This is a genomic window from Aureimonas fodinaquatilis (assembly GCF_008369445.1).
GTDB classification, from domain to species: Bacteria; Pseudomonadota; Alphaproteobacteria; order Rhizobiales; family Rhizobiaceae; genus Aureimonas; species Aureimonas fodinaquatilis.
This window is the reverse complement of record NZ_VTWH01000002.1, coordinates 672,559-691,577: the sequence shown is the minus strand read 5'-3', so window position 1 is coordinate 691,577 and position 19,019 is coordinate 672,559. Positions and strand designations below refer to the sequence as shown.

Below are 19,019 nucleotides of genomic sequence, written 5' to 3'. Positions count from 1 at the left end.
GACATCATCATGTACCAGACAATCGTCCTTCTACCGCTTTTGGGTTTTTTGATTGCCGGCCTGTTTGGCCGCAGCATTGGCGCCAAGGCTTGCGAGTTCATCACCAGCGGATTTGTCGTTGTTTCCGCACTCCTGTCCTGGGTCGGTTTCATCAGCTTTGGCATGGGGGACGGCGAGCCTGTTCGCATCACGCTTCTGCAATGGGTCAAAACCGGCTCGCTGGATTTCTCCTGGTCGCTTTATGTTGACCGGCTGACACTGGTGATGCTGGTGGTGATCAATACCGTCTCGGCACTGGTGCACCTCTATTCCATCGGCTACATGCATCATGATCCGCATCGGCCGCGCTTCTTCGCATATCTGTCGCTGTTCACCTTCGCCATGCTGATGCTGGTCACTGCCGACAATCTGGTGCAAATGTTCTTCGGCTGGGAAGGGGTGGGCCTCGCCTCCTACCTGCTGATCGGGTTCTGGTACAAAAAGCCTTCGGCAAACAAAGCGGCGATGAAAGCGTTTATCGTCAACCGCGTCGGAGATTTCGGTTTTCTGCTCGGTATTTTCGGCCTGTTCGTCATGTTCGGGTCGGTGCAGCTTGATGTGATTTTTGCCGCCGCCACCGGCATGTTCGGCGAGGCAGTCGGGCACGGCGCTGCAGAAGCGGCAGCGGCTGTCGTTTCACCTCTGGCGGCAACCGACACGGTGTTTCAGTTTGGGAGCTGGTCCTTCACCTTTGGCGGCGCGATGACGGTTATCTGTCTTCTGCTGTTCATGGGCGCAATGGGCAAATCCGCCCAGCTTGGCCTGCACACATGGCTTCCAGATGCGATGGAAGGCCCGACACCGGTTTCCGCGCTGATTCACGCGGCAACCATGGTCACCGCCGGTGTGTTCATGCTGGCCCGCATGTCGCCAGTGTTCGAGCTGTCAACCGACGCGCTGACCGTTGTTACCTTTGTTGGCGCAACAACGGCTTTCTTCGCTGCAACGGTTGGCATGGTGCAGAACGACATCAAGCGGGTTATCGCCTATTCAACCTGTTCTCAGCTCGGCTACATGTTCGTGGCATTGGGTGTTGGCGCATATGGTGCCGCGGTTTTCCACCTTTTCACGCACGCCTTCTTCAAGGCGCTTCTGTTCCTGGGTGCTGGCTCGGTTATTCACGCCGTGTCCGACGAACAGGACATGCGAAACATGGGTGGGCTGCGCAAGCACATTCCGGTCACTTACTGGATGATGGTGATCGGCACATTGGCACTGACAGGCTTTCCATTCACAGCCGGCTATTTCTCCAAAGACGCGATTATTGAAAGCGCCTTTGCCGGAACCAACAGCTTTGCAATGTACGGCTATGCCATGACCGTAATTGCTGCTCTGTTGACCAGCTTCTACTCCTGGCGGCTCATATTCATGACCTTCCATGGCAAGCCGCGTGCCAGCCACGAAGTCATGCACCATGTTCATGAATCGCCGCCGATCATGACAGTGCCGCTGTTCGTTCTGGCCGCCGGTGCGTTGCTGGCAGGCATTGTGTTCTATCCTTACTTCCTGGGTGCCAGTTACGAGAGCTTCTGGCACGGCGCGCTGTTCACCGGGCCGGACAACCACGTTCTTCACGATGCGCATGAGGTGCCGGCGCTGGTGGTCTGGTCGCCGACCATCATGATGGTTCTGGGATTTGCGTTTGCCTATTGGTTTTACATTCGCAGTCCGCAGATTCCGGGTCAGATCGCGGCACGCAACGAGGGCCTGTACAAGTTTCTGCTCAACAAATGGTATTTCGACGAGCTGTACGACTTTCTGTTCGTGCGACCTGCCAAGGCGCTTGGGCGCTTTCTCTGGAAAACGGGCGATGGAACTGTCATTGACGGTTTCGGGCCAAACGGGATCTCCGCACGCGTTGTCGATGTTACCAACCGGGTTGTTAAGTTGCAGACCGGCTACCTTTACCACTATGCCTTCGTCATGCTGATCGGCGTTGCGGCGCTTGTCACATTCATGATGTTCGGGGGAATGAACTGATGTCCGGCTGGCCGATCCTCTCGACCGTAACTTTTTTGCCGCTTGTCGGCGCGGCGTTGATACTTTTTATCCGCGACGACAACGAACTGGCGCGCCGCAACATTCGCAATGTGGCGTTGCTGACCACGGTTTTCACCTTCATCTTGTCTCTGGGCCTGTGGTTCGGCTTTGATTATTCGCAGGCAGGTTTCCAGTTTGTCGAAAAGGCAGACTGGTTGGGTCTGGGCGGCGTCAGCTACCATATGGGCATTGACGGTATTTCAATGCTGTTTGTCATTCTGACAACGTTTCTGCTGCCGATCTGTGTCCTTGCGAGCTGGGAAACTGTCCAGACCCGGCTGAAAGAATACATGATCGCGTTTCTGGTGCTGGAAACGCTGGTCATCGGCGTGTTCTGCGCGCTGGATATTGTGCTGTTCTATGTCTTCTTTGAAGGCAGTCTCATTCCGATGTTCCTGATCATCGGTGTCTGGGGCGGCAAACGCCGGGTCTATGCCAGCTACAAATTCTTCCTCTACACATTCCTTGGCTCGGTTCTGATGCTGGTTGCCATCATGGCCATGTACTGGAACAGCGGCACAACCTCGATACCCGAGCTGCTGGCCTACGACTTCCCGGTGAGCATGCAGACGTGGCTGTGGCTGGCATTTTTTGCCTCGTTTGCCGTGAAAATGCCGATGTGGCCGGTGCACACGTGGCTGCCGGATGCGCACGTTGAAGCGCCCACTGCGGGCTCTGTCATCCTGGCGGGCATCCTGCTCAAGCTCGGCGGCTACGGCATGTTGCGGTTCTCCCTGCCAATGTTCCCACTGGCTTCCGCTGATTTTGCACCTCTCGTCTTCGCATTGTCGGTCATTGCCATCATCTACACCTCGCTGGTGGCGCTGATGCAGGAAGACATCAAGAAGCTGATTGCCTATTCGTCCGTTGCTCATATGGGGTTTGTGACGATGGGCATTTTCGCCGGCAACGAGCAGGGCATCGATGGCGCTATCTTCCAGATGTTGTCGCACGGTCTCGTCGCAGGTGCGCTCTTCCTGTGCGTTGGTGTCGTTTATGATCGCATGCACACGCGTGATATTGACGCCTATGGCGGGCTGGTTAGCCGCATGCCGGCCTATGCCACGGTGTTTTTGCTGCTCACCATGGCCAATGTCGGGCTGCCAGGCACAAGCGGTTTCGTTGGCGAGTTTCTGACGCTCATGGGTGTGTACCAGGCCAACAGCTGGGTGGCGATCTTCGCGGCGACCGGTGTTATCCTGTCGGCTGCCTATGCGCTCTGGCTGTATCGCCGGGTGATCTTCGGTGCGCTGGATAAAGACAGTCTGCGCAGCATTCTGGATCTGTCGCGGCGGGAAAAGCTGATGCTGTATCCGCTGGCTGCACTGGTGATTTTCTTCGGGGTGTACCCGATGCCGGTCTTCAATGTCACATCCGCTTCGGTCGAAGCGCTGTTGAATGGTTACAATTCTGCGCTGCAAGCGGCCTCGGCCGTTGCAGCGGTTCAATAAACAAACGGGCGGGCAATAGCCATGATTTCCGAGTTCATTGCTGCAAGCCTCCCAATTGTGGGGCCCGAACTGATCGTCAGCGTAGGCGCCATGGCGCTGCTGATGCTGGGCACCTTTGCGGGCGAGCGCAGCGGCCGAATGGTCACGCTGCTTTCTGTCGGATTGCTGCTGTTTGCCGCGCTTTGGCTTATCGGCTCCACGCCTAATGGTGTGGCGTTCGGTGGCTCAATCATTCTTGATCCGTTTGCCCGTTTCATGAAAGTGGCGGTACTGCTCGGTTCGGCCGTGACATTGCTGATGTCCGTCAGCTTTGCCCGCAACGAGAATTTCGACAAGTTCGAGTTCCCGGTGCTGGTGCTGCTGGCCACGACCGGCATGATGGTCATGGTTTCCGCCGGCGATCTGATTGCGCTGTATCTGGGGCTGGAATTGCAGTCTCTGGCGCTATACGTGATTGCCGCTATCAACCGCGACAATGCGCGCTCTTCCGAAGCTGGCCTGAAATATTTCGTTCTGGGCGCGCTGTCCTCCGGCATGCTGCTCTATGGCGCTTCGCTGGTATACGGCTTCACCGGACAGATCGAGTTTTCCGCCATTGCCGCTGCTTTGAGTTCAGAAGGGCGCTCGTTTGGTCTGCTGGTCGGTCTGGTCTTTGTCATTGCCGGACTTGCGTTTAAAATCTCCGCCGTGCCTTTCCACATGTGGACACCGGACGTGTATGAAGGCGCGCCGACACCGGTGACTGCATTTTTCGCCGCCGCACCCAAGGTTGCAGCCATGGCGCTGCTGACGCGGTTTACCGTGCAGAGCTTCCAGCCATACACAACCGACTGGCAACAGATCATCGTCTTTGTGTCCATTGCATCCATGGTGTTTGGTGCGTTTGCTGCCATCGGTCAGCGCAATATCAAGCGCCTGATGGCCTATTCGTCCATCGGCCATATGGGCTATGCGCTGGTTGGTCTGGCCGCAGGGGATGAGGCCGGTGTGACAGGTGTTCTGATCTACATGGTCATTTACATGACCATGACGGTCGGCACATTTGCGGTCATATTGTCCATGCGCCGTAAGGATGGAATGGTTGAGGAAGTGTCTGACCTTGCAGGTCTTTCCCGCACTCATCCGGTTATGGCGCTGGCCATGACAATTCTGATGTTCTCGCTGGCTGGTTTGCCGCCTCTGCTGGGTTTCTGGGGCAAATACTACGTCTTCATGGCGGCAGTGGGCGCAGGTCTCTACCCGTTGGCCATTATTGGCGTTGTGGCCAGCACTATCGGCCTGTTCTATTACCTGCGCATTGTCAAAGTCATGTGGGTGGACGAGCCCGCAACCGGCTTTGTGCCAATGCCCATGGAATTGCGCGTGGTGCTTGGCCTTTCCACAGTGTTTGTGTTCCCGGCTTACATTGTTCTGGCAGCTCCGATGTTTGCTGCAGCTGCCTCTGCTGCCGGAACATTCTTCTGATCAAAAGCTCAACTCAGCACTATAAGGGTCGGCACCTTGCTTTGCAGGATGTCGGCTCAACCAACACTGTGGCGATGGAAGCCGCAAGAGCGGGGGATCCGGGCAACCTCTGGGTCACGGCCACCCGCCAGTTGGAGGGCAGGGGCCGTCGCGGCCGGGCCTGGGCATCGGAACCGGGCAATCTTTATTCAAGCCTGTTGCTGATGGAACCGGCACCGTTGTCGGTTCTGGGGCAGTTGCCGCTGGTTGTGGCCGTTGGGTTACAGACAGCACTTGCCGGATTGCCGGCACTTGATCGGGACGCAGTAAGAATTAAATGGCCCAATGATATTCTGCTTCATGGAGCCAAATGCGTCGGCATTCTGATAGAAAGCGAAAGGCTGGCCACCGGCCAGCAAGCCGTGGTTATTGGAACGGGGATCAATGTTGCCCTCAAACCAGAGGGCCAGCCTTATAAAGTGGCAACGCTGCGCGAATGCGGATTTTCCGGTACTGTGGAAGATGTATTCCATGCCGTTGCCCTTGGCATTAATGAGGCTCTGGCGCTGTGGCGGCGAGGCGAAAATTTTGGGGAAGTCCGGCGTCTCTGGCTGGACCGCTCCGCCGGTCTGGGGCAAATGATCACGGTGAATCTGCCGGATCGATCTGTTTCAGGAAGATTTGTGGATCTGGACTTGCAGGGGCGGCTGCTTCTTGAGGGCGCAAATGGCGCGCTGGAAGTGTTTTCCGCAGGGGATGTTTTTCTGCTCGGCTAAGATCCGGTAATCTTCGATCCATCAAGAATTCGGTCGCCCGCCGTTATCCTGGGCATAAACCATGTGGGCTTTTCGGCCTGCTTTTTACAGTGGAGGGTGAGGTCGCGAAAGCCTCACGCTCCGCTGGTCCTGTTATGGAAGTAACGTCGCGTGAATGAAATGGTATTTGTGCCGCTAGGCGGCATTGGCGAGATAGGAATGAACCTCGCTCTGTACGGGTTTGGCCCGGAAAATAACCGCGAATGGATTGCGGTCGATTGTGGCGTTTCCTTTGCCGGACCGGAACTGCCGGGGGTGGATCTGGTTTTCCCCGACATCCGGTTTCTGGAGCAGGAACGGCACAGCCTGAAGGCGATTATCATCACCCATGCTCATGAAGACCATTATGGCGGGTTGATGAGTCTCTGGCCCAAATTGAAAGTGCCGGTCTATGCCACACCGTTCACTGCAGCTTTGCTTGAGGCAAAGCGAGAGGGAGAGCCCGGTGCGCCGAAAATTCCGGTCACGATTTTCACGCCAGGAGATCGCTTCCGGTGCGGGCCGTTTGAAATCGAGGCGATCAACGTTACGCACTCAATTCCGGAGCCGGTGTCGCTTGCAATCCGTACGAGCCTTGGCACAGTTCTCCACACGGGCGACTGGAAAATAGATCTGACACCGGCTTTGGGTAAACCAACGGACGAAAAGCGATTTCGTGAAATTGGCGAAGAGGGTGTGCTCGCACTGATCTGTGATTCCACCAATGCCATGCGCGACGGCGTTTCGCCCAGTGAGCAGGATGTAAACCGCAGTCTGGCCGAAATCATCAAAATGTCGGAAGGCCGCGTTGCGCTGACGACATTTTCTTCCAATGTCGGGCGCATTCGCTCGATTGCGCAGGCTGCTGCCGAAGCGGGCAGGCAAGTGCTGCTCATGGGCCGTTCCATGAAGCGCATGGCCGATGTGGCTGCCGAACTTGGCTATATGGAAAATCTGCCGCCATTTCTGTCCGAGCAGGATTTCGGCTACATCCCGCGCGAAAAGGCCGTGATCGTGTTGACCGGCAGCCAGGGAGAATCCCGCGCAGCGCTGGCGCGTCTGGCCAATGACGAGCATCCGGCCGTTGCCTTGTCCAAGGGCGACACGGTGATATTTTCTTCCCGCGCCATTCCGGGCAATGAAAAAGCCATCAACGATATCAAGAACAATCTGGTTGATATGGGTGTCAGGGTGATCGAGGACCGGGATATGCTTGTGCATGTTTCCGGCCATCCGCGCCGCAGTGAACTCAAGCAGATGTATGACTGGGTCAAACCGAAAATTGCCATTCCGGCACATGGTGAGGCACAGCACCTTGTGGCACATGCTGCTTTTGCCAGAAGTCTTGGCATCAAGCAGGTGGTGTCGATGCGCAATGGCGATATGGTGCGGCTTGCCCCCGGCAACGCCGAAATCATTGACGAAGTGCCATTTGGCCGCATCTACAAGGACGGCTATCTCATCGGTTCACAGGAAGCGATGGGCATTTCCGAGCGGCGGAAGCTTTCTTATGCCGGTCAGGTTTGCGTTGTCGTGGAATTGACTGGCAAGCACGAAATGCGCCACGATCCTGAGGTAGCGCTTCTGGGTCTGCCAAAGGAAGACATTGAGGGTGACAGCATGGAAGAACTTCTGATCGATGCCGCAGCAGGCGCGATCGAAAGCATTCCACGCGCACGCCGCAAGGATTTTGAGCTGGTGAAAGAGGCCGTGCGCCGGGCAGTGCGGGCAGAGGCCAACGACGCCTGGGGCAAGAAGCCTGTCGTCACGGTGTTTGTTGTCGGGGGATAATCCATTGATCGGCCGTCTCAACCATGTTGCCATTGCCGTGCCAAATCTGGAATCCGCAGTGGCATTGTATCGCGATATGCTTGGTGCCGAGGTTTCTGACAGCCAGTCGCTTCCAGAACACGGCGTGCGGCTTGTGTTTGTGGATCTGCCGAACACCCGTATCGAGTTGATGGAGCCATTGGGCGAAAAATCGCCCATCGCAGCTTTTCTGGAAAAGAACGGTCGCGGCGGTATTCATCATATCTGTTATGAAGTGAAAGACATTGCCATATCCAGCGCAGAACTTGTGGCCAAGGGCGCCAGAGTTCTGGGGGATGGCAAGCCGCGAAAAGGTGCCCATGGCAATCCGGTGCTGTTTTTGCACCCTGCTGATTTTTTAGGCACTTTGGTGGAACTGGAAGAGGTTGGCTAATGGGAGTTCTATCGCTCATCGCGATCTATTTCGTGATCTGGTGGACCGTGCTGTTTGCCATACTGCCGATTGGCGTGCGTTCGCAGGCCGATGATAACGACATCATCCTCGGCACAACCCACAGTGCACCCCAGCAGCCAAGATTGTTGTTCAAGGCTTTGCTGACCACACTGGTTTCGGCCCTTGTGATGGCTGCGCTTTATGTGGCGGTAGAGGTATTTGGCATCACCTTCAACAGCCTGCCGCATATCATCCCCGGCACATAAGCCGCCCCATCACTCAGGGTCATGACAGGCAAAAAAAATGCGAGGCTTTCGCCTCGCATTTGAATTGCAGGTCTGGACTTCATACCTGGCTGAAAGCCAAGGGCGGCAATTGCTTGCGCCAGAAGTCACGTCCTCCCAAGACTAGACCGTTCAGTATGGTATCGAGCCCCGATACCTTGGTATGACGAAACCATATTACAAGAGTTTAATGTTTGTCATCAGGAATTTTTCTGTTTCGGGCACTTTTTTAAACAAAATGCCTTTTATCTGATCAAATTTATTCAATCTGCAATTTGGACTGGAAAAATATCTCATTATATCAGTGGTTTAAGCATTCAAAATTAGTGGTTGTGATGGCCTGATCCTCGCCTAATGCTTTTGTGGTAACCCGGTAAATTCTCAGCGTTTTCTGAGGCACACTCCGTGGAGAAAGATGCCGCCTTGAACGCATGTAACGCTTTGCAAGAATCGTCACAGTCGTTAGAAGTCGGTCAGCGAGCCTGCGGGGCAGGCTCATGAAACAATTTTCAGTTCGGGGCAGTATGCGTCTCACTCAATATTTCCTTCCGATTCTCAAAGAGACACCGAAAGAAGCAGAGATTGTTTCGCATCGGTTGATGCTGCGGGCGGGGATGATTCGCCAGCAGACGGCGGGCATCTATTCCTGGTTGCCTCTGGGCAAAAAGGTTCTCGACAAAATCTGCAATATTGTGCGTGAGGAGCAGAACCGCGCTGGCGCCATTGAAATCATGATGCCGACCATTCAATCCGCCGATCTCTGGCGCGAAAGTGGACGTTATGATGACTATGGCAAGGAAATGCTGCGCATTGAGGACCGGCATGAGCGTGATTTGCTCTATGGTCCGACCAATGAGGAAATGGTCACGGATATTTTCCGGTCCTACGTGCGGTCCTACAAGGACCTGCCGCTCAATCTCTACCATATTCAATGGAAGTTCCGCGATGAGGTTCGGCCACGCTTCGGGGTCATGCGCTCTCGTGAATTCCTGATGAAGGATGCCTACTCCTTCGATGTGGATTATGAATCCGCCAAAGTGTCTTATGACCGGATGTTTGTTGCCTATTTGCGCACGTTCGAGCGCTGTGGCCTCAAGGCTATTCCAATGCGCGCCGATACCGGGCCGATTGGCGGAGAGTTGAGCCATGAGTTCATCATTCTGGCGTCCACCGGCGAAAGCGAAGTTTTCTGCCACCGTGATTACCTGAACATGGCCGTGCCTTCGCAAGCGGTGAATTTCGCTGATGAAGGCGAACTGGCTGACATTGTGCGGCAGTGGACAACGCCATATGCGGCAACGGAAGAAATGCACGACGAAACCGCATGGAATGCATTGCCTGAAGATGAAAAGGTGGCTGCACGCGGTATTGAAGTGGGCCATATTTTTCATTTTGGCACAAAATACTCAGAGCCGATGAAGGCCGTTGTCACCGGACCGGATGGCAAGGACACGCCGGTGTTCATGGGCTCTTACGGAATTGGGCCAAGCCGGTTGATTGCTGCCATTATTGAAGCCTCGCACGATGAAAACGGCATCATCTGGCCAAAGGGCGTTGCGCCATTTGACGTTGGTTTGATCAACATGAAGCCGGGCGATGCAGACTGCGATGCCGCGTGCGAAAAAATCTACGCCGACCTGCAAAATGCCGGATTGGACGTGCTTTATGATGACCAGGACACACGCGCTGGAGCCAAATTCGCCACTATGGACCTGATTGGATTGCCAATTCAGATTATTGCCGGTCCGCGCGGCGTCAAGGCGGGTGAGGTGGAAATCAAGCACCGCGCCACTGGCGAGCGCGAGGTTGTGCCGCTGTCAGACCTTCTGAACCGGTTTGCCGGATGATCGAGAAAGCGGGCGGTATGGAGGCAAGTGGCAAAACCCGGCCGTTCTCGCGGTTCGAGTGGATGATTGCGAGCCGCTATCTGCGCTCGCGGCGGCGCGATGCCGGTGTGTCGGTGATCGCCGGTTTCTCATTCATCGGTATCATGCTGGGTGTAGCGGCGCTGATCATCGTCATGTCGGTGATGAATGGCTTTCGGACCGAGCTTCTGACACGCATTCTCGGTGTGAACGGCCATGTGGTGCTCATGGCAATGGACACCCCACTGACCGATTATGACGAAGTGGCGCAGCGGATCAACGGTGTTCCGGGTGTCAAATTCACCATGCCGTTGATTCAAGGGCAGGTGCTGGCAACGGGTGAAACTGCCGCGAATGCCGGGGCCCTGGTCAAAGGTGTTCGCGAGGCGGATTTGCAGCGGCTGACGCCGGTTTCCGGCAATATACGCAGCGGCACGCTGGATGGCTTTGACGCTGGTGAAGGCGTGGCAGTGGGCAGCAGGCTGGCCGCGTCTCTGGGTTTGGTGACCGGCGATCTCATCCGGCTGGTCGCGCCGGAAGGTGATGTGACACCGTTTGGTACGTCGCCCCGCGTCAAATCCTATCCAGTCAGCGCAATTTTCGAAATTGGCTTGTCGGAATATGATGCCGCCTATGTTTATATGCCGTTGCAGGAAGCGGGGCTGTTCTTCAACAGCGAGGATCAGGTTCAGCAGATTGAAATTTTTGTTGACCGACCAGACAATGTTGTCGCCCTGCAAGGGCCGATAGAGCAAGCGGCCGGGCGCCCGGCCTATACCATCACCTGGCAGCAGCAGAACGAAAGCTTCTTTTCCGCCTTGGAGGTGGAAAGAAACGTCATGTTCATCATCCTGACGCTGATTGTTCTGGTGGCGGCGCTGAATATTATCTCCGGCCTGTTCATGCTGGTTAAGGATAAAGGGCGCGATATCGCCATTCTGCGCACCATGGGTGCCAGCAAGGGCGCGGTCATGCGGGTTTTCCTGATAACCGGGGCGTCCATCGGCATTGCCGGAACACTGGCGGGCTTCGCGCTGGGAGTGTTGTTCTGCCTGAATATCGAAAACCTGCGGCAGTTTTTCTCCTGGATATCCGGCACGACAATATTCAATCCGGAATTTTACTTCTTGAGCCGCCTTCCGGCAGAAGTGCAGGCAGGAGAGGTCATAACGGTTGTGGCGATGGCAATTGGCATGTCGTTTGTTGCGACATTGTTTCCGTCATGGCAGGCATCCCGGCTCGATCCGGTTGAAGCGCTGCGGTATGAGTGAGCACGCATGCTGAAGCTTGAAGCGGTAGAACGGCACTTTGTGCAGGGTGAAAACCGGCTGGTCATTCTGGATCAGGCCGATTTTTCCATGGAATCGGGCGAGATGGTTGCGCTGGTTGCACCTTCGGGGGCAGGCAAATCGACCTTGCTGCATATTGCCGGTTTGCTGGAGCGGCCAGACAGCGGCGAGGTTTACATTGGCGATCAGGCGTGCGGCACGTTCACTGATCAGCAGCGCACGCAGACGCGGCGCAACTCAATTGGCTTCGTCTACCAGTTCCACCATTTGCTGCCAGAATTTTCCGCGCTGGAAAATGTCATGATGCCACAGATGATTTCGGGTCTGTCACGGCGTCAGGCCAGTGCTCGTGCCGCACAATTGCTGGATTATATGCGGATTGGCAAACGGGCAGAGCACCGCCCGGCAGAACTTTCGGGCGGTGAGCAGCAGCGTGTAGCCATTGCGCGGGCGGTGGCCAACAGCCCCCATGTGCTGCTGGCAGATGAGCCTACCGGCAATCTGGATCCGGTGACTTCGCATTATGTGTTTGATGCGTTGACAGCGCTGGTTCGCCAGTCCGGAGTGGCGGCGTTGATAGCAACGCACAATCACGAACTTGCCCAGCGGATGGACAGGGTTGTGACGCTTGCTGACGGCAAGATAGTTCCGGCAGACTTTGGCTGAGGCAGCATTTCAGGTCTAAAAAATATGCCGCGACCCCAAGCCCGGGATCGCGGCATATTTTTTGTCAGCGGCTTCAAGCGCTCATGGCGCCTGAAGCCAGTTGTCTGTGCAATCAGAAACCAGCCGGGCCAGTGTCGCCGCGGATCATGTTGCTGAGACCATCATTCGAAGGCTGCTCGGTGAGAATCGAGCCCAGGAAGCTGGCATCGCTACCGCCGGTCGGTGTGGTTCTGGTGACGAAATCGAAGATCTGCCCGTTCTGCAGTCCGTAATTCGCCAGTCGGCTCACGCGATTGTCACTGCCGAAATAGATGGCAAGAATGCGCTGGTCGACGATATGTGGCTGCTGGAAAGCAAATTGCCGGACCCGTTTTTGCGAAATGTAATAAAACACTTCATTGTCAAATGTTGCTGTGGTCGACGGAGAGCCCAATGCCAGCAGAACCTGCTCACGGCTGGAGCCAACCGGAACCAGCGACAAGGCCTGTTCGTCAATAATGTAACCTTGATTAAAGACTTCCGCAGTCTGGCAACCTGCCAGTGCTACAGTCGAGGCAAGCCCGAGGGCCGCCAATAAGGAGCGGAAGGAAGGGGTCATTCTGGTCACGCGTTTGGTCTCCCTGAGATCGGAGCATTCTGGCAATTCACCTCTGGTAGTTAAAGATAGTGCAATTGCGGCATCTTCAACTCAGAGAAGCGTAACGACTTGGTAAAGCACATAAGGGAGCGTTGCAATCGCACGCAGGTCGTGCGAACGCGTTGGCAACACGATTTCTTGGTGGAAACGGAAATGTTCGAAAGATTTCGCAGGGGGCGCAAAAACAGGGACGTCATCGACCAGCTCTATGCTGGCGTGGTCGAACGTGCGCGCCAGCCCCGCTTTTTTCTGGCCGGCGGTTTGCCGGACACGGTCATGGGCAGGTTTGATTCACTGTCGATTGAAATGTTTCTGTTTTTGCACCGCTGCCGGCAGGACAGCGCACTTTCACCATTGGCACAGGATCTGGTGGACAGGTTCATGACCGACCTTGACCACTCAATCCGCGAAATCGGAATCGGCTACATGGCGGTGCCAAAGCGCATGCGAAAGCTTGCCGGGCTGTTCTACCAGCGTGTGCGGGCGTTTTCCAAGCCGGTGGAGCAGGCTGACAGAAACAGTCTGGAGGCTGCTGTCGCATCGGAATTGTTTCCTGAGGGCGGCATGCCGGAAGGCGCTTCCGATTTTTGGGCAGACCATATACTTGCCGCATCGGCTGCTTATGCCCGTATTCCTGACGCGGTCATTCTGGCTGGTGAGCCGGTGGTAATCGAATCGAGGCAGTCTTAACTATGCAGGATCGTAAGCAGACAGCGGATGATTGCGTGCTGGATTTTGACGTTGTGATAAGCCGCCTGCCGAAAAGCGGTCTGGACCTCGGTTTCAAGGCATCTGATCAGGAGCTGATCAGGCTTGCGGAGTTTCTGGGCGTTTTAACCGTTGAGGAAATGAGTGCTGAACTGACCGTCATGCCATGGCGGCGTGACGGAGTCAGTGTAAAAGGTGTTATGAAAGCAAGGCTGCAGCAGGCCTCGGTCCTGACGCTTGATCCGATACCTGAATCGATCAACGAACGTGTGGACCTGGTCTTTGTGCCAGACGGATCGCGGCTGGCTCGCATTGCGCCGGAACATGATGGTGAGTTGCATCTGGACCCGGAAGGCGATGAGATACCGGAAAGTTTTTCTGGCGACAGGATCAATCTTGGTGCATCGCTGCAGGAGCTTCTGGCACTGGCCATCAATCCTTATCCGCGAGAAGAGACCGCAACATTTAATGAGTATAGCACTGATAACACAGTGCAGGAAAAGGAGCCTTCGCCGTTTGCCAGCCTGCAGGGGTGGCGAAAAGACTCTTCCGAAAATTCCAATTGACCAACGCTTTATCTTTGGCCGCAGTTGCTGTTTAGACTCTCATGACGATTTTGGCTTCGCCTGGGCAAGGTTCCGGTCGTGTTGCCGCGATGGAAGGTGAATTAAAGTTGAATTCAAAAACCGGAATCCGCATCGCGCTGGATGTCATGGGTGGCGATCATGGCCCGGCAATCATACTTCCAGGCGCTCAGATTGCTCTAGAACGTCATCCGGACATTAAATTTATTCTGTTTGGCCGTGACAGCGAAGTGCTGCCGATACTGGAAACAATGCCACGGCTGAAGGCTGCCAGTACCTTTCATCATTGCGAAGTTTCGGTGCGCATGGACGAAAAGCCGTCTCAGGCTTTGCGCCAGGGGCGCTACAAATCGTCGATGTGGCGGGCGATTGATTCTGTCAAAACGCATGAGGCTGATGTTGCAGTTTCTGCTGGCAACACCGGGGCACTGATGGCAATGGCAAAATTCTGCCTGCGCACAATGGCCAATATCGAGCGGCCTGCGATCGCCTGTATATGGCCGACCCTGCGCGGCGAAAGCATCGTGCTGGATGTGGGCGCCACCATTGGAGCAGATGCGCAGCAACTGGTGGATTTTTCGGTTATGGGCGCGGCGATGGCAAGGGCCGTCCTGGCTATTTCCAGGCCCACCATCGGGCTGTTGAACATTGGCGTTGAAGAGGTCAAAGGGCAGGATGAAATCCGTGAGGCAGGTCGCCTTTTGAAGGAAAGCCCGATAGACGGGCTGAATTACCACGGATTTGTCGAGGGCAACGATCTGGGCCGCGGAACGGTGGATGTTGTGGTGACCGAAGGGTTTACCGGCAATGTGGCGCTGAAGACGGCTGAAGGCACGGTCAAGCAGGTTGCGTCCTATTTGCGCGCGTCCATGACCCACACATTGATGGCGCGGCTTGGCTATCTTCTGGCGCGGGGCGCGTTCAAAAGGCTGCGCGAGAAGCTGGATCCCGGCAAGGTTAATGGCGGTGTGTTTCTCGGGTTGAACGGCATTGTCATCAAAAGCCATGGCAGTTCCGATGCAGAGGGAACAGCATCGGCAATCGATATTGCCTACGCCATGGCAAAAGCAGATCTGATTCAGAAAATTGAACAGGATCTGGCAGAATTTTATTCCAGCCTGTCTGCGCATCTGCCAGACAGTGGCAAGACCGCGGAGAGCGCGTAATATGAGTGTTATACGGTCCATTATACGTGGAACGGGGTCTTATCTTCCCTCACGCTCGATGAGCAACAGTGACTTTGAGGGCGTGCTGGAGACGTCTGACGAGTGGATTCGCCAGCGCACGGGAATTGCCAACCGCCACATTGCCGGAGAAACGGAAACAACGGTTTCCATGGCGGAGGCGGCATCACGCAGAGCGCTTGCTGCTGCGGGTCTGGAGCCGCAGGACATTGACCTGATTGTGCTGGCAACGGCCACACCCGACAACACATTTCCGGCATCTGCGGTGCAGGTGCAAAATCTGCTTGGCATAAAACACGGATTTGCCTTCGATCTGCAGGCGGTTTGCAGCGGCTTTGTTTATGCGCTGACAACAGCGGACCAGTACATCAAGGGCGGGCTGGCAAAGCGTGCGCTGGTGATAGGCTCGGAAACTTTTTCCAGAATTCTGGATTGGAACGATCGCACCACATGCGTGCTGTTTGGCGACGGCGCAGGCGCCGTAGTGCTTGAAGCTTCCACCGGCGAAGGTGGATTGGCAGATGAGGGTGTGTTGATTTCGCGGTTGCGCTCTGACGGCAGCCACAAGGACAAGCTGTTCGTTGATGGCGGTCCTTCCACCACCGGCACGGTTGGAAAGCTCCGCATGGAGGGGCGCGAGGTCTTCAAACACGCGGTCGGCATGATCACCGATGTGATTGAGGATTCCTTTGAAGGACTGGGTATTGGCCCGGACGATATCAAGTGGTTTGTGCCGCACCAGGCCAACAGAAGAATTATCGATGCCTCAGCAAAAAAGCTTGGCATTGCGCCCGAAAAAGTGGTGATAACGGTCGAGCAGCACGGCAACACATCTGCTGCGTCGATTCCGCTGGCTTTGGACATCGCTGCCCGGGACGGTCGCATCCGCAAGGGTGATCTTGTGTTGCTTGAGGCAATGGGTGGCGGCTTCACCTGGGGCGCTTGTGTCGTCCGCTGGTCGTGAAGCTCCTTGATTTCATTTGCCTATTCGATATGTTAATAATATTCGGGCGACGTTTTCGCGTGGGGTATGCGGAGCGTTTCCTTTCAAAGTTGAGGGGTTAGAATGGGTGACAAAACGGTCACACGAGCCGATCTGGCAGAGGCGGTCTTTCGCAAGATCGGACTTTCGCGGACGGAATCGGCTTATCTGGTCGAGTCCATTCTTGAGGAAGTTTGCGCCACCATTGCGCGCGGCGAAAGCGTGAAGATTTCGTCGTTCGGTTCGTTTCTGGTGCGCAGCAAGAATGAACGTATCGGCCGCAACCCGAAAACGGGTGAAGAGGTGCCGATCAGCCCTCGTCAGGTTACGGTTTTCAAACCATCCAACGTGATGAAAGAGCGTATTCTTGAAGCGCACACTGCCCGAAGCAGTTCAGTTCTGAAGGCTGCCGAGTAAACCGATTTTCGCGGAAAGCCGATATGAACGATAAAAGCGCGCAAGCGTTCAGAACAATCAGCGAAGTTGCGGAAGATCTGGATCTTCCGCAACACGTTCTGCGTTTCTGGGAAACGCGCTTTCCCCAGATCAAGCCGTTGAAACGGGGCGGCGGGCGGCGATACTACCGACCGGATGATATTGATCTTCTCAAGGGTATTCAGCACCTTCTCTATGTGAAGGGCTATACGATCAAAGGCGTCCAGAAAATCCTGAAAGAGCAGGGCAATCGTTTTGTCACTGCGATAGGGGCGGGCGACACCGCAGGGCTGGACGATATTCCGGTGCCTGCCGAAGGACATGTGCAACCGGCCGGTGGATATGACGAGGCAGGCGAAAAGCTGCCGGAACGTCCTCGCAGTGGGCTTTCAAACCTGTTGCGCCGCGACCGGGACATGTCTGGAACCGCGTCTGCCCTGCCACCGGAATCCGTTGCCCGGCTGAATCAGGTTTTGATGGAGCTTCTTGAGCTCAAGCGCCTGCTGGACCAGGTTCGCTAAATCCCGCCATTCAATCCTTGCCGCTGGCCATCGGCTTGTTGAAATACACCTGCCGTACAAGCGGCAGCTTGATCAGCGTGAACACAATAAACACGCAGGCCGCCAGCCCGATCAGCACTTGCAGATTGAACCAGTGTGCGGCCAGCCCGATGGTGAATGCGCCCAGGGCAGGGACTGCGCGAAACACCATCCAGTAAAGCGCCAGCACACGGCCACGCATTGCCATTTCACTCATGGTCTGGGCCATCGACTGCATGCCAATGTTGCAGACAACGTGGAACATGCCGGCAAAGGCGATGGCGGGCAGCGCAAAATACGGGTTGGTGGTGGTGGAAAAATATATCAGGCTCAGGCAGACGCTGATGCCCGCGCAATAGGTAATGGCAATCAACACATTGCGCCGCCATGGTGTGAGCATGCAGGTTGCTCCAACAAGGGCGCCCACACCCTGCGCGCTCATCAGGGATGCCAGCATACCCGGGCCGCCCTGAAATGTCTCACCGGCAATTGCCGGGAACAACTCGATGAACGGGCGTCCCAGCAGGGAAAATGACAGTGCAAAAACGAACAGCATGGCGATTTCGCGCGTGTTGCGAATATAGGAAAAGCCGGCCTGCATATCGGCGAAAAGCGAGCGGTGGGCTCCACCGGCTCGCGGCTGATCGATCCAGATGCGCAAATGCCAGATAATGCCGAACATTGCGATAAAGCTGATGGCATTCAGCAAAAGCACGGATTCTATGCCGGATTTGAGCATGAGAATTCCCGCCAGTGCCGGACCACCAATGCGAGCCAGATTTGCGGCAATGGAATTGGAGGCAATAGCCTGGTTCAGCAATCCTCGGGGCGCCAGTGTGCCTGTAATCAGCATGCGAACTGGCTGGTTAAAACCTTGTATCGTGGCATCTATGATTGCCCAGACCAGCAACAGCCAGGGTGTGACGCCGCCCGAAAACACAAGCGCCATGAGCAACAGCGTGTTGGACAGGGCCAGAAACTGCGTCAGTTGTATCAATCGATAGGGGTTGCTGCGGTCTGTTACCGCGCCAGCCAGTGGGGCAACCCACAGGGCGGCGATCAGGTCGCTTAATGCAATGGCACCAACCCAGCCGGGGGAGTGAGTCAATTCCCAGATCAGCCAGCCAACGGCTGCTTTTTGCATCCACGTTCCGGCAAAGCTGACAAACTGGGCCACCGCAAAAAGAATAAAATTCCTTTTGCGCGGCTCCAGCGCAGCGCTCAGTATTTCCGGATTGTCGGGAATGGCGGATATTCCAATGCGTGAGAGGCGTGCTTTCAATCTGTGATCATAAAGGATCTCAAACCTTTATGTGAGATTTCGCTGCCTCGGGAAAGAGTGCATGGGACTTTGTGCCAAAATAAATGCAGTCGCAATCAGTGGGCCGCCAGGCAGCGACCGCACTGTCCACGCAATTCTATCGTGGTTTTTTCAACTTTAAAATTATTGGCGCTGGCCCAGCCACCCAGTGTCTGCTCAAGCTTTGAATCCGTGAACTCGTCGGTGTGGCCGCAGTTCTCGCAAATCGCAAATGCAATCAACCCATGTGAATGGTGGTGCGGATGCGCGCAGGCGACAAAGGAGTTCAAACTTTCCAGCCGGTGAACCATGCCATAGTCCACCAGCTTTTCCAGCGCGCGGTAAACCTGCAGTGGTGCCTTGAAACCCTGGTCCCGCAGTTGGTCCAGCAGGGCATACGCGCTTAACGGGCCTTTTGCCTGAGACAGGGCATTCATGACCTGACTTTGGTTTTTGGTCAGAGATTTTTCCGACGCCATAAAAATTCCTCAACCGCCGCTTCCATAAGTCGAATTCATCCGATATGTAATAACATCACAAGCCGGGTCAAACAAGCATAGCGAAAGAGTGGCGGAC

General features: G+C 55.5%; 19 protein-coding genes. 16 read left to right on the top strand and 3 right to left on the bottom strand.

Annotated features, from left to right (window positions below):
* The first annotated feature begins 9 nt into the window (after positions 1-9).
* The 10 genes from nuoL (at position 10) to FPY71_RS09190 (ending at position 12,074) form a co-directional block, all read left to right on the top strand.
* Positions 10-2,019 (top strand): NADH-quinone oxidoreductase subunit L, encoded by a 2,010-nt coding sequence (nuoL, locus tag FPY71_RS09235; protein WP_149299841.1) that lies wholly within the window; start codon positions 10-12, stop codon positions 2,017-2,019.
* Positions 2,019-3,530, top strand: a complete 1,512-nt coding sequence (locus tag FPY71_RS09230; RefSeq protein WP_149299839.1) for an NADH-quinone oxidoreductase subunit M — start codon at positions 2,019-2,021, stop codon at positions 3,528-3,530. Before nuoL ends, FPY71_RS09230 begins: the two co-directional genes overlap by 1 nt.
* A 24-nt stretch (positions 3,531-3,554) precedes the next feature.
* On the top strand, positions 3,555-4,994 hold the full coding sequence (nuoN, locus tag FPY71_RS09225; RefSeq protein WP_188052326.1) for an NADH-quinone oxidoreductase subunit NuoN: 1,440 nt from the start codon (positions 3,555-3,557) through the stop codon (positions 4,992-4,994).
* A gap of 41 nt (positions 4,995-5,035) precedes the next feature.
* The gene (locus FPY71_RS09220; RefSeq protein WP_281287492.1) at positions 5,036-5,749 is read left to right on the top strand and encodes a biotin--[acetyl-CoA-carboxylase] ligase; all 714 of its coding nucleotides are present in this window, start codon (positions 5,036-5,038) and stop codon (positions 5,747-5,749) included.
* Positions 5,750-5,908: 159 nt separating this feature from the next.
* Positions 5,909-7,558, top strand: a complete 1,650-nt coding sequence (locus FPY71_RS09215) for a ribonuclease J (RefSeq protein WP_149300559.1) — start codon at positions 5,909-5,911, stop codon at positions 7,556-7,558.
* Between the two features lie 4 nt (positions 7,559-7,562).
* Positions 7,563-7,970 (top strand): methylmalonyl-CoA epimerase, encoded by a 408-nt coding sequence (gene mce, locus FPY71_RS09210; protein WP_149299836.1) that lies wholly within the window; start codon positions 7,563-7,565, stop codon positions 7,968-7,970.
* Positions 7,970-8,236 carry a DUF1467 family protein gene (locus FPY71_RS09205; protein ID WP_149299834.1) on the top strand — a complete coding sequence of 89 codons (267 nt, stop codon included), beginning with the start codon at positions 7,970-7,972 and terminating at the stop codon, positions 8,234-8,236. The genes mce and FPY71_RS09205 overlap by 1 nt, the downstream gene beginning before the upstream one ends.
* Positions 8,237-8,778: 542 nt before the next feature.
* Positions 8,779-10,101, top strand: a complete 1,323-nt coding sequence (proS, locus tag FPY71_RS09200) for a proline--tRNA ligase (protein WP_149300558.1) — start codon at positions 8,779-8,781, stop codon at positions 10,099-10,101.
* Positions 10,098-11,390 carry a lipoprotein-releasing ABC transporter permease subunit gene (locus FPY71_RS09195; protein ID WP_425457873.1) on the top strand — a complete coding sequence of 431 codons (1,293 nt, stop codon included), beginning with the start codon at positions 10,098-10,100 and terminating at the stop codon, positions 11,388-11,390. The genes proS and FPY71_RS09195 overlap by 4 nt, the downstream gene beginning before the upstream one ends.
* 6 nt (positions 11,391-11,396) lie before the next feature.
* Positions 11,397-12,074: an ABC transporter ATP-binding protein gene (locus FPY71_RS09190; RefSeq protein ID WP_149299832.1), complete on the top strand. Its 678-nt coding sequence runs from the start codon at positions 11,397-11,399 to the stop codon at positions 12,072-12,074.
* Between the two features lie 112 nt (positions 12,075-12,186).
* On the opposite strand, the gene FPY71_RS09185 is transcribed toward FPY71_RS09190, so the two are convergent.
* Positions 12,187-12,672 (bottom strand): outer membrane protein assembly factor BamE, encoded by a 486-nt coding sequence (locus tag FPY71_RS09185; RefSeq protein WP_149300556.1) that lies wholly within the window; start codon positions 12,670-12,672, stop codon positions 12,187-12,189.
* A 192-nt stretch (positions 12,673-12,864) separates the two neighbouring features.
* Here FPY71_RS09185 and FPY71_RS09180 point away from each other — a divergent pair, with 192 nt between their 5' ends.
* The 6 genes from FPY71_RS09180 to FPY71_RS09155 all read left to right on the top strand — a co-directional run bounded on the left by FPY71_RS09180 (position 12,865) and on the right by FPY71_RS09155 (position 17,125).
* The gene (locus tag FPY71_RS09180) at positions 12,865-13,401 is read left to right on the top strand and encodes a ubiquinol-cytochrome C chaperone family protein (RefSeq protein ID WP_149299830.1); all 537 of its coding nucleotides are present in this window, start codon (positions 12,865-12,867) and stop codon (positions 13,399-13,401) included.
* A gap of 2 nt (positions 13,402-13,403) precedes the next feature.
* Positions 13,404-13,985 carry a YceD family protein gene (locus FPY71_RS09175; RefSeq protein WP_149299828.1) on the top strand — a complete coding sequence of 194 codons (582 nt, stop codon included), beginning with the start codon at positions 13,404-13,406 and terminating at the stop codon, positions 13,983-13,985.
* A gap of 107 nt (positions 13,986-14,092) precedes the next feature.
* Entirely contained in the window at positions 14,093-15,169 is a 1,077-nt protein-coding gene (gene plsX / locus FPY71_RS09170; protein ID WP_281287491.1) for a phosphate acyltransferase PlsX, read from the top strand.
* Position 15,170: 1 nt separating this feature from the next.
* Entirely contained in the window at positions 15,171-16,151 is a 981-nt protein-coding gene (locus tag FPY71_RS09165) for a beta-ketoacyl-ACP synthase III (protein ID WP_149299826.1), read from the top strand.
* A gap of 102 nt (positions 16,152-16,253) precedes the next feature.
* Complete coding sequence (locus tag FPY71_RS09160) at positions 16,254-16,586, top strand: integration host factor subunit alpha (RefSeq protein ID WP_149299824.1); 333 nt, start codon at positions 16,254-16,256, stop codon at positions 16,584-16,586.
* A 23-nt stretch (positions 16,587-16,609) separates the two neighbouring features.
* A complete protein-coding gene (locus FPY71_RS09155; protein WP_149299822.1) occupies positions 16,610-17,125 on the top strand; it encodes a MerR family transcriptional regulator in 516 nt (171 codons plus the stop codon).
* A gap of 10 nt (positions 17,126-17,135) precedes the next feature.
* Here the strand turns inward: FPY71_RS09155 and FPY71_RS09150 are convergent, their stop codons facing one another.
* Both FPY71_RS09150 and FPY71_RS09145 read right to left on the bottom strand, forming a co-directional pair.
* On the bottom strand, positions 17,136-18,425 hold the full coding sequence (locus FPY71_RS09150) for an MFS transporter (RefSeq protein ID WP_188052280.1): 1,290 nt from the start codon (positions 18,423-18,425) through the stop codon (positions 17,136-17,138).
* A 95-nt stretch (positions 18,426-18,520) separates the two neighbouring features.
* Positions 18,521-18,922 (bottom strand): Fur family transcriptional regulator, encoded by a 402-nt coding sequence (locus FPY71_RS09145; protein ID WP_149299818.1) that lies wholly within the window; start codon positions 18,920-18,922, stop codon positions 18,521-18,523.
* Between the last annotated feature and the right edge of the window lie 97 nt (positions 18,923-19,019).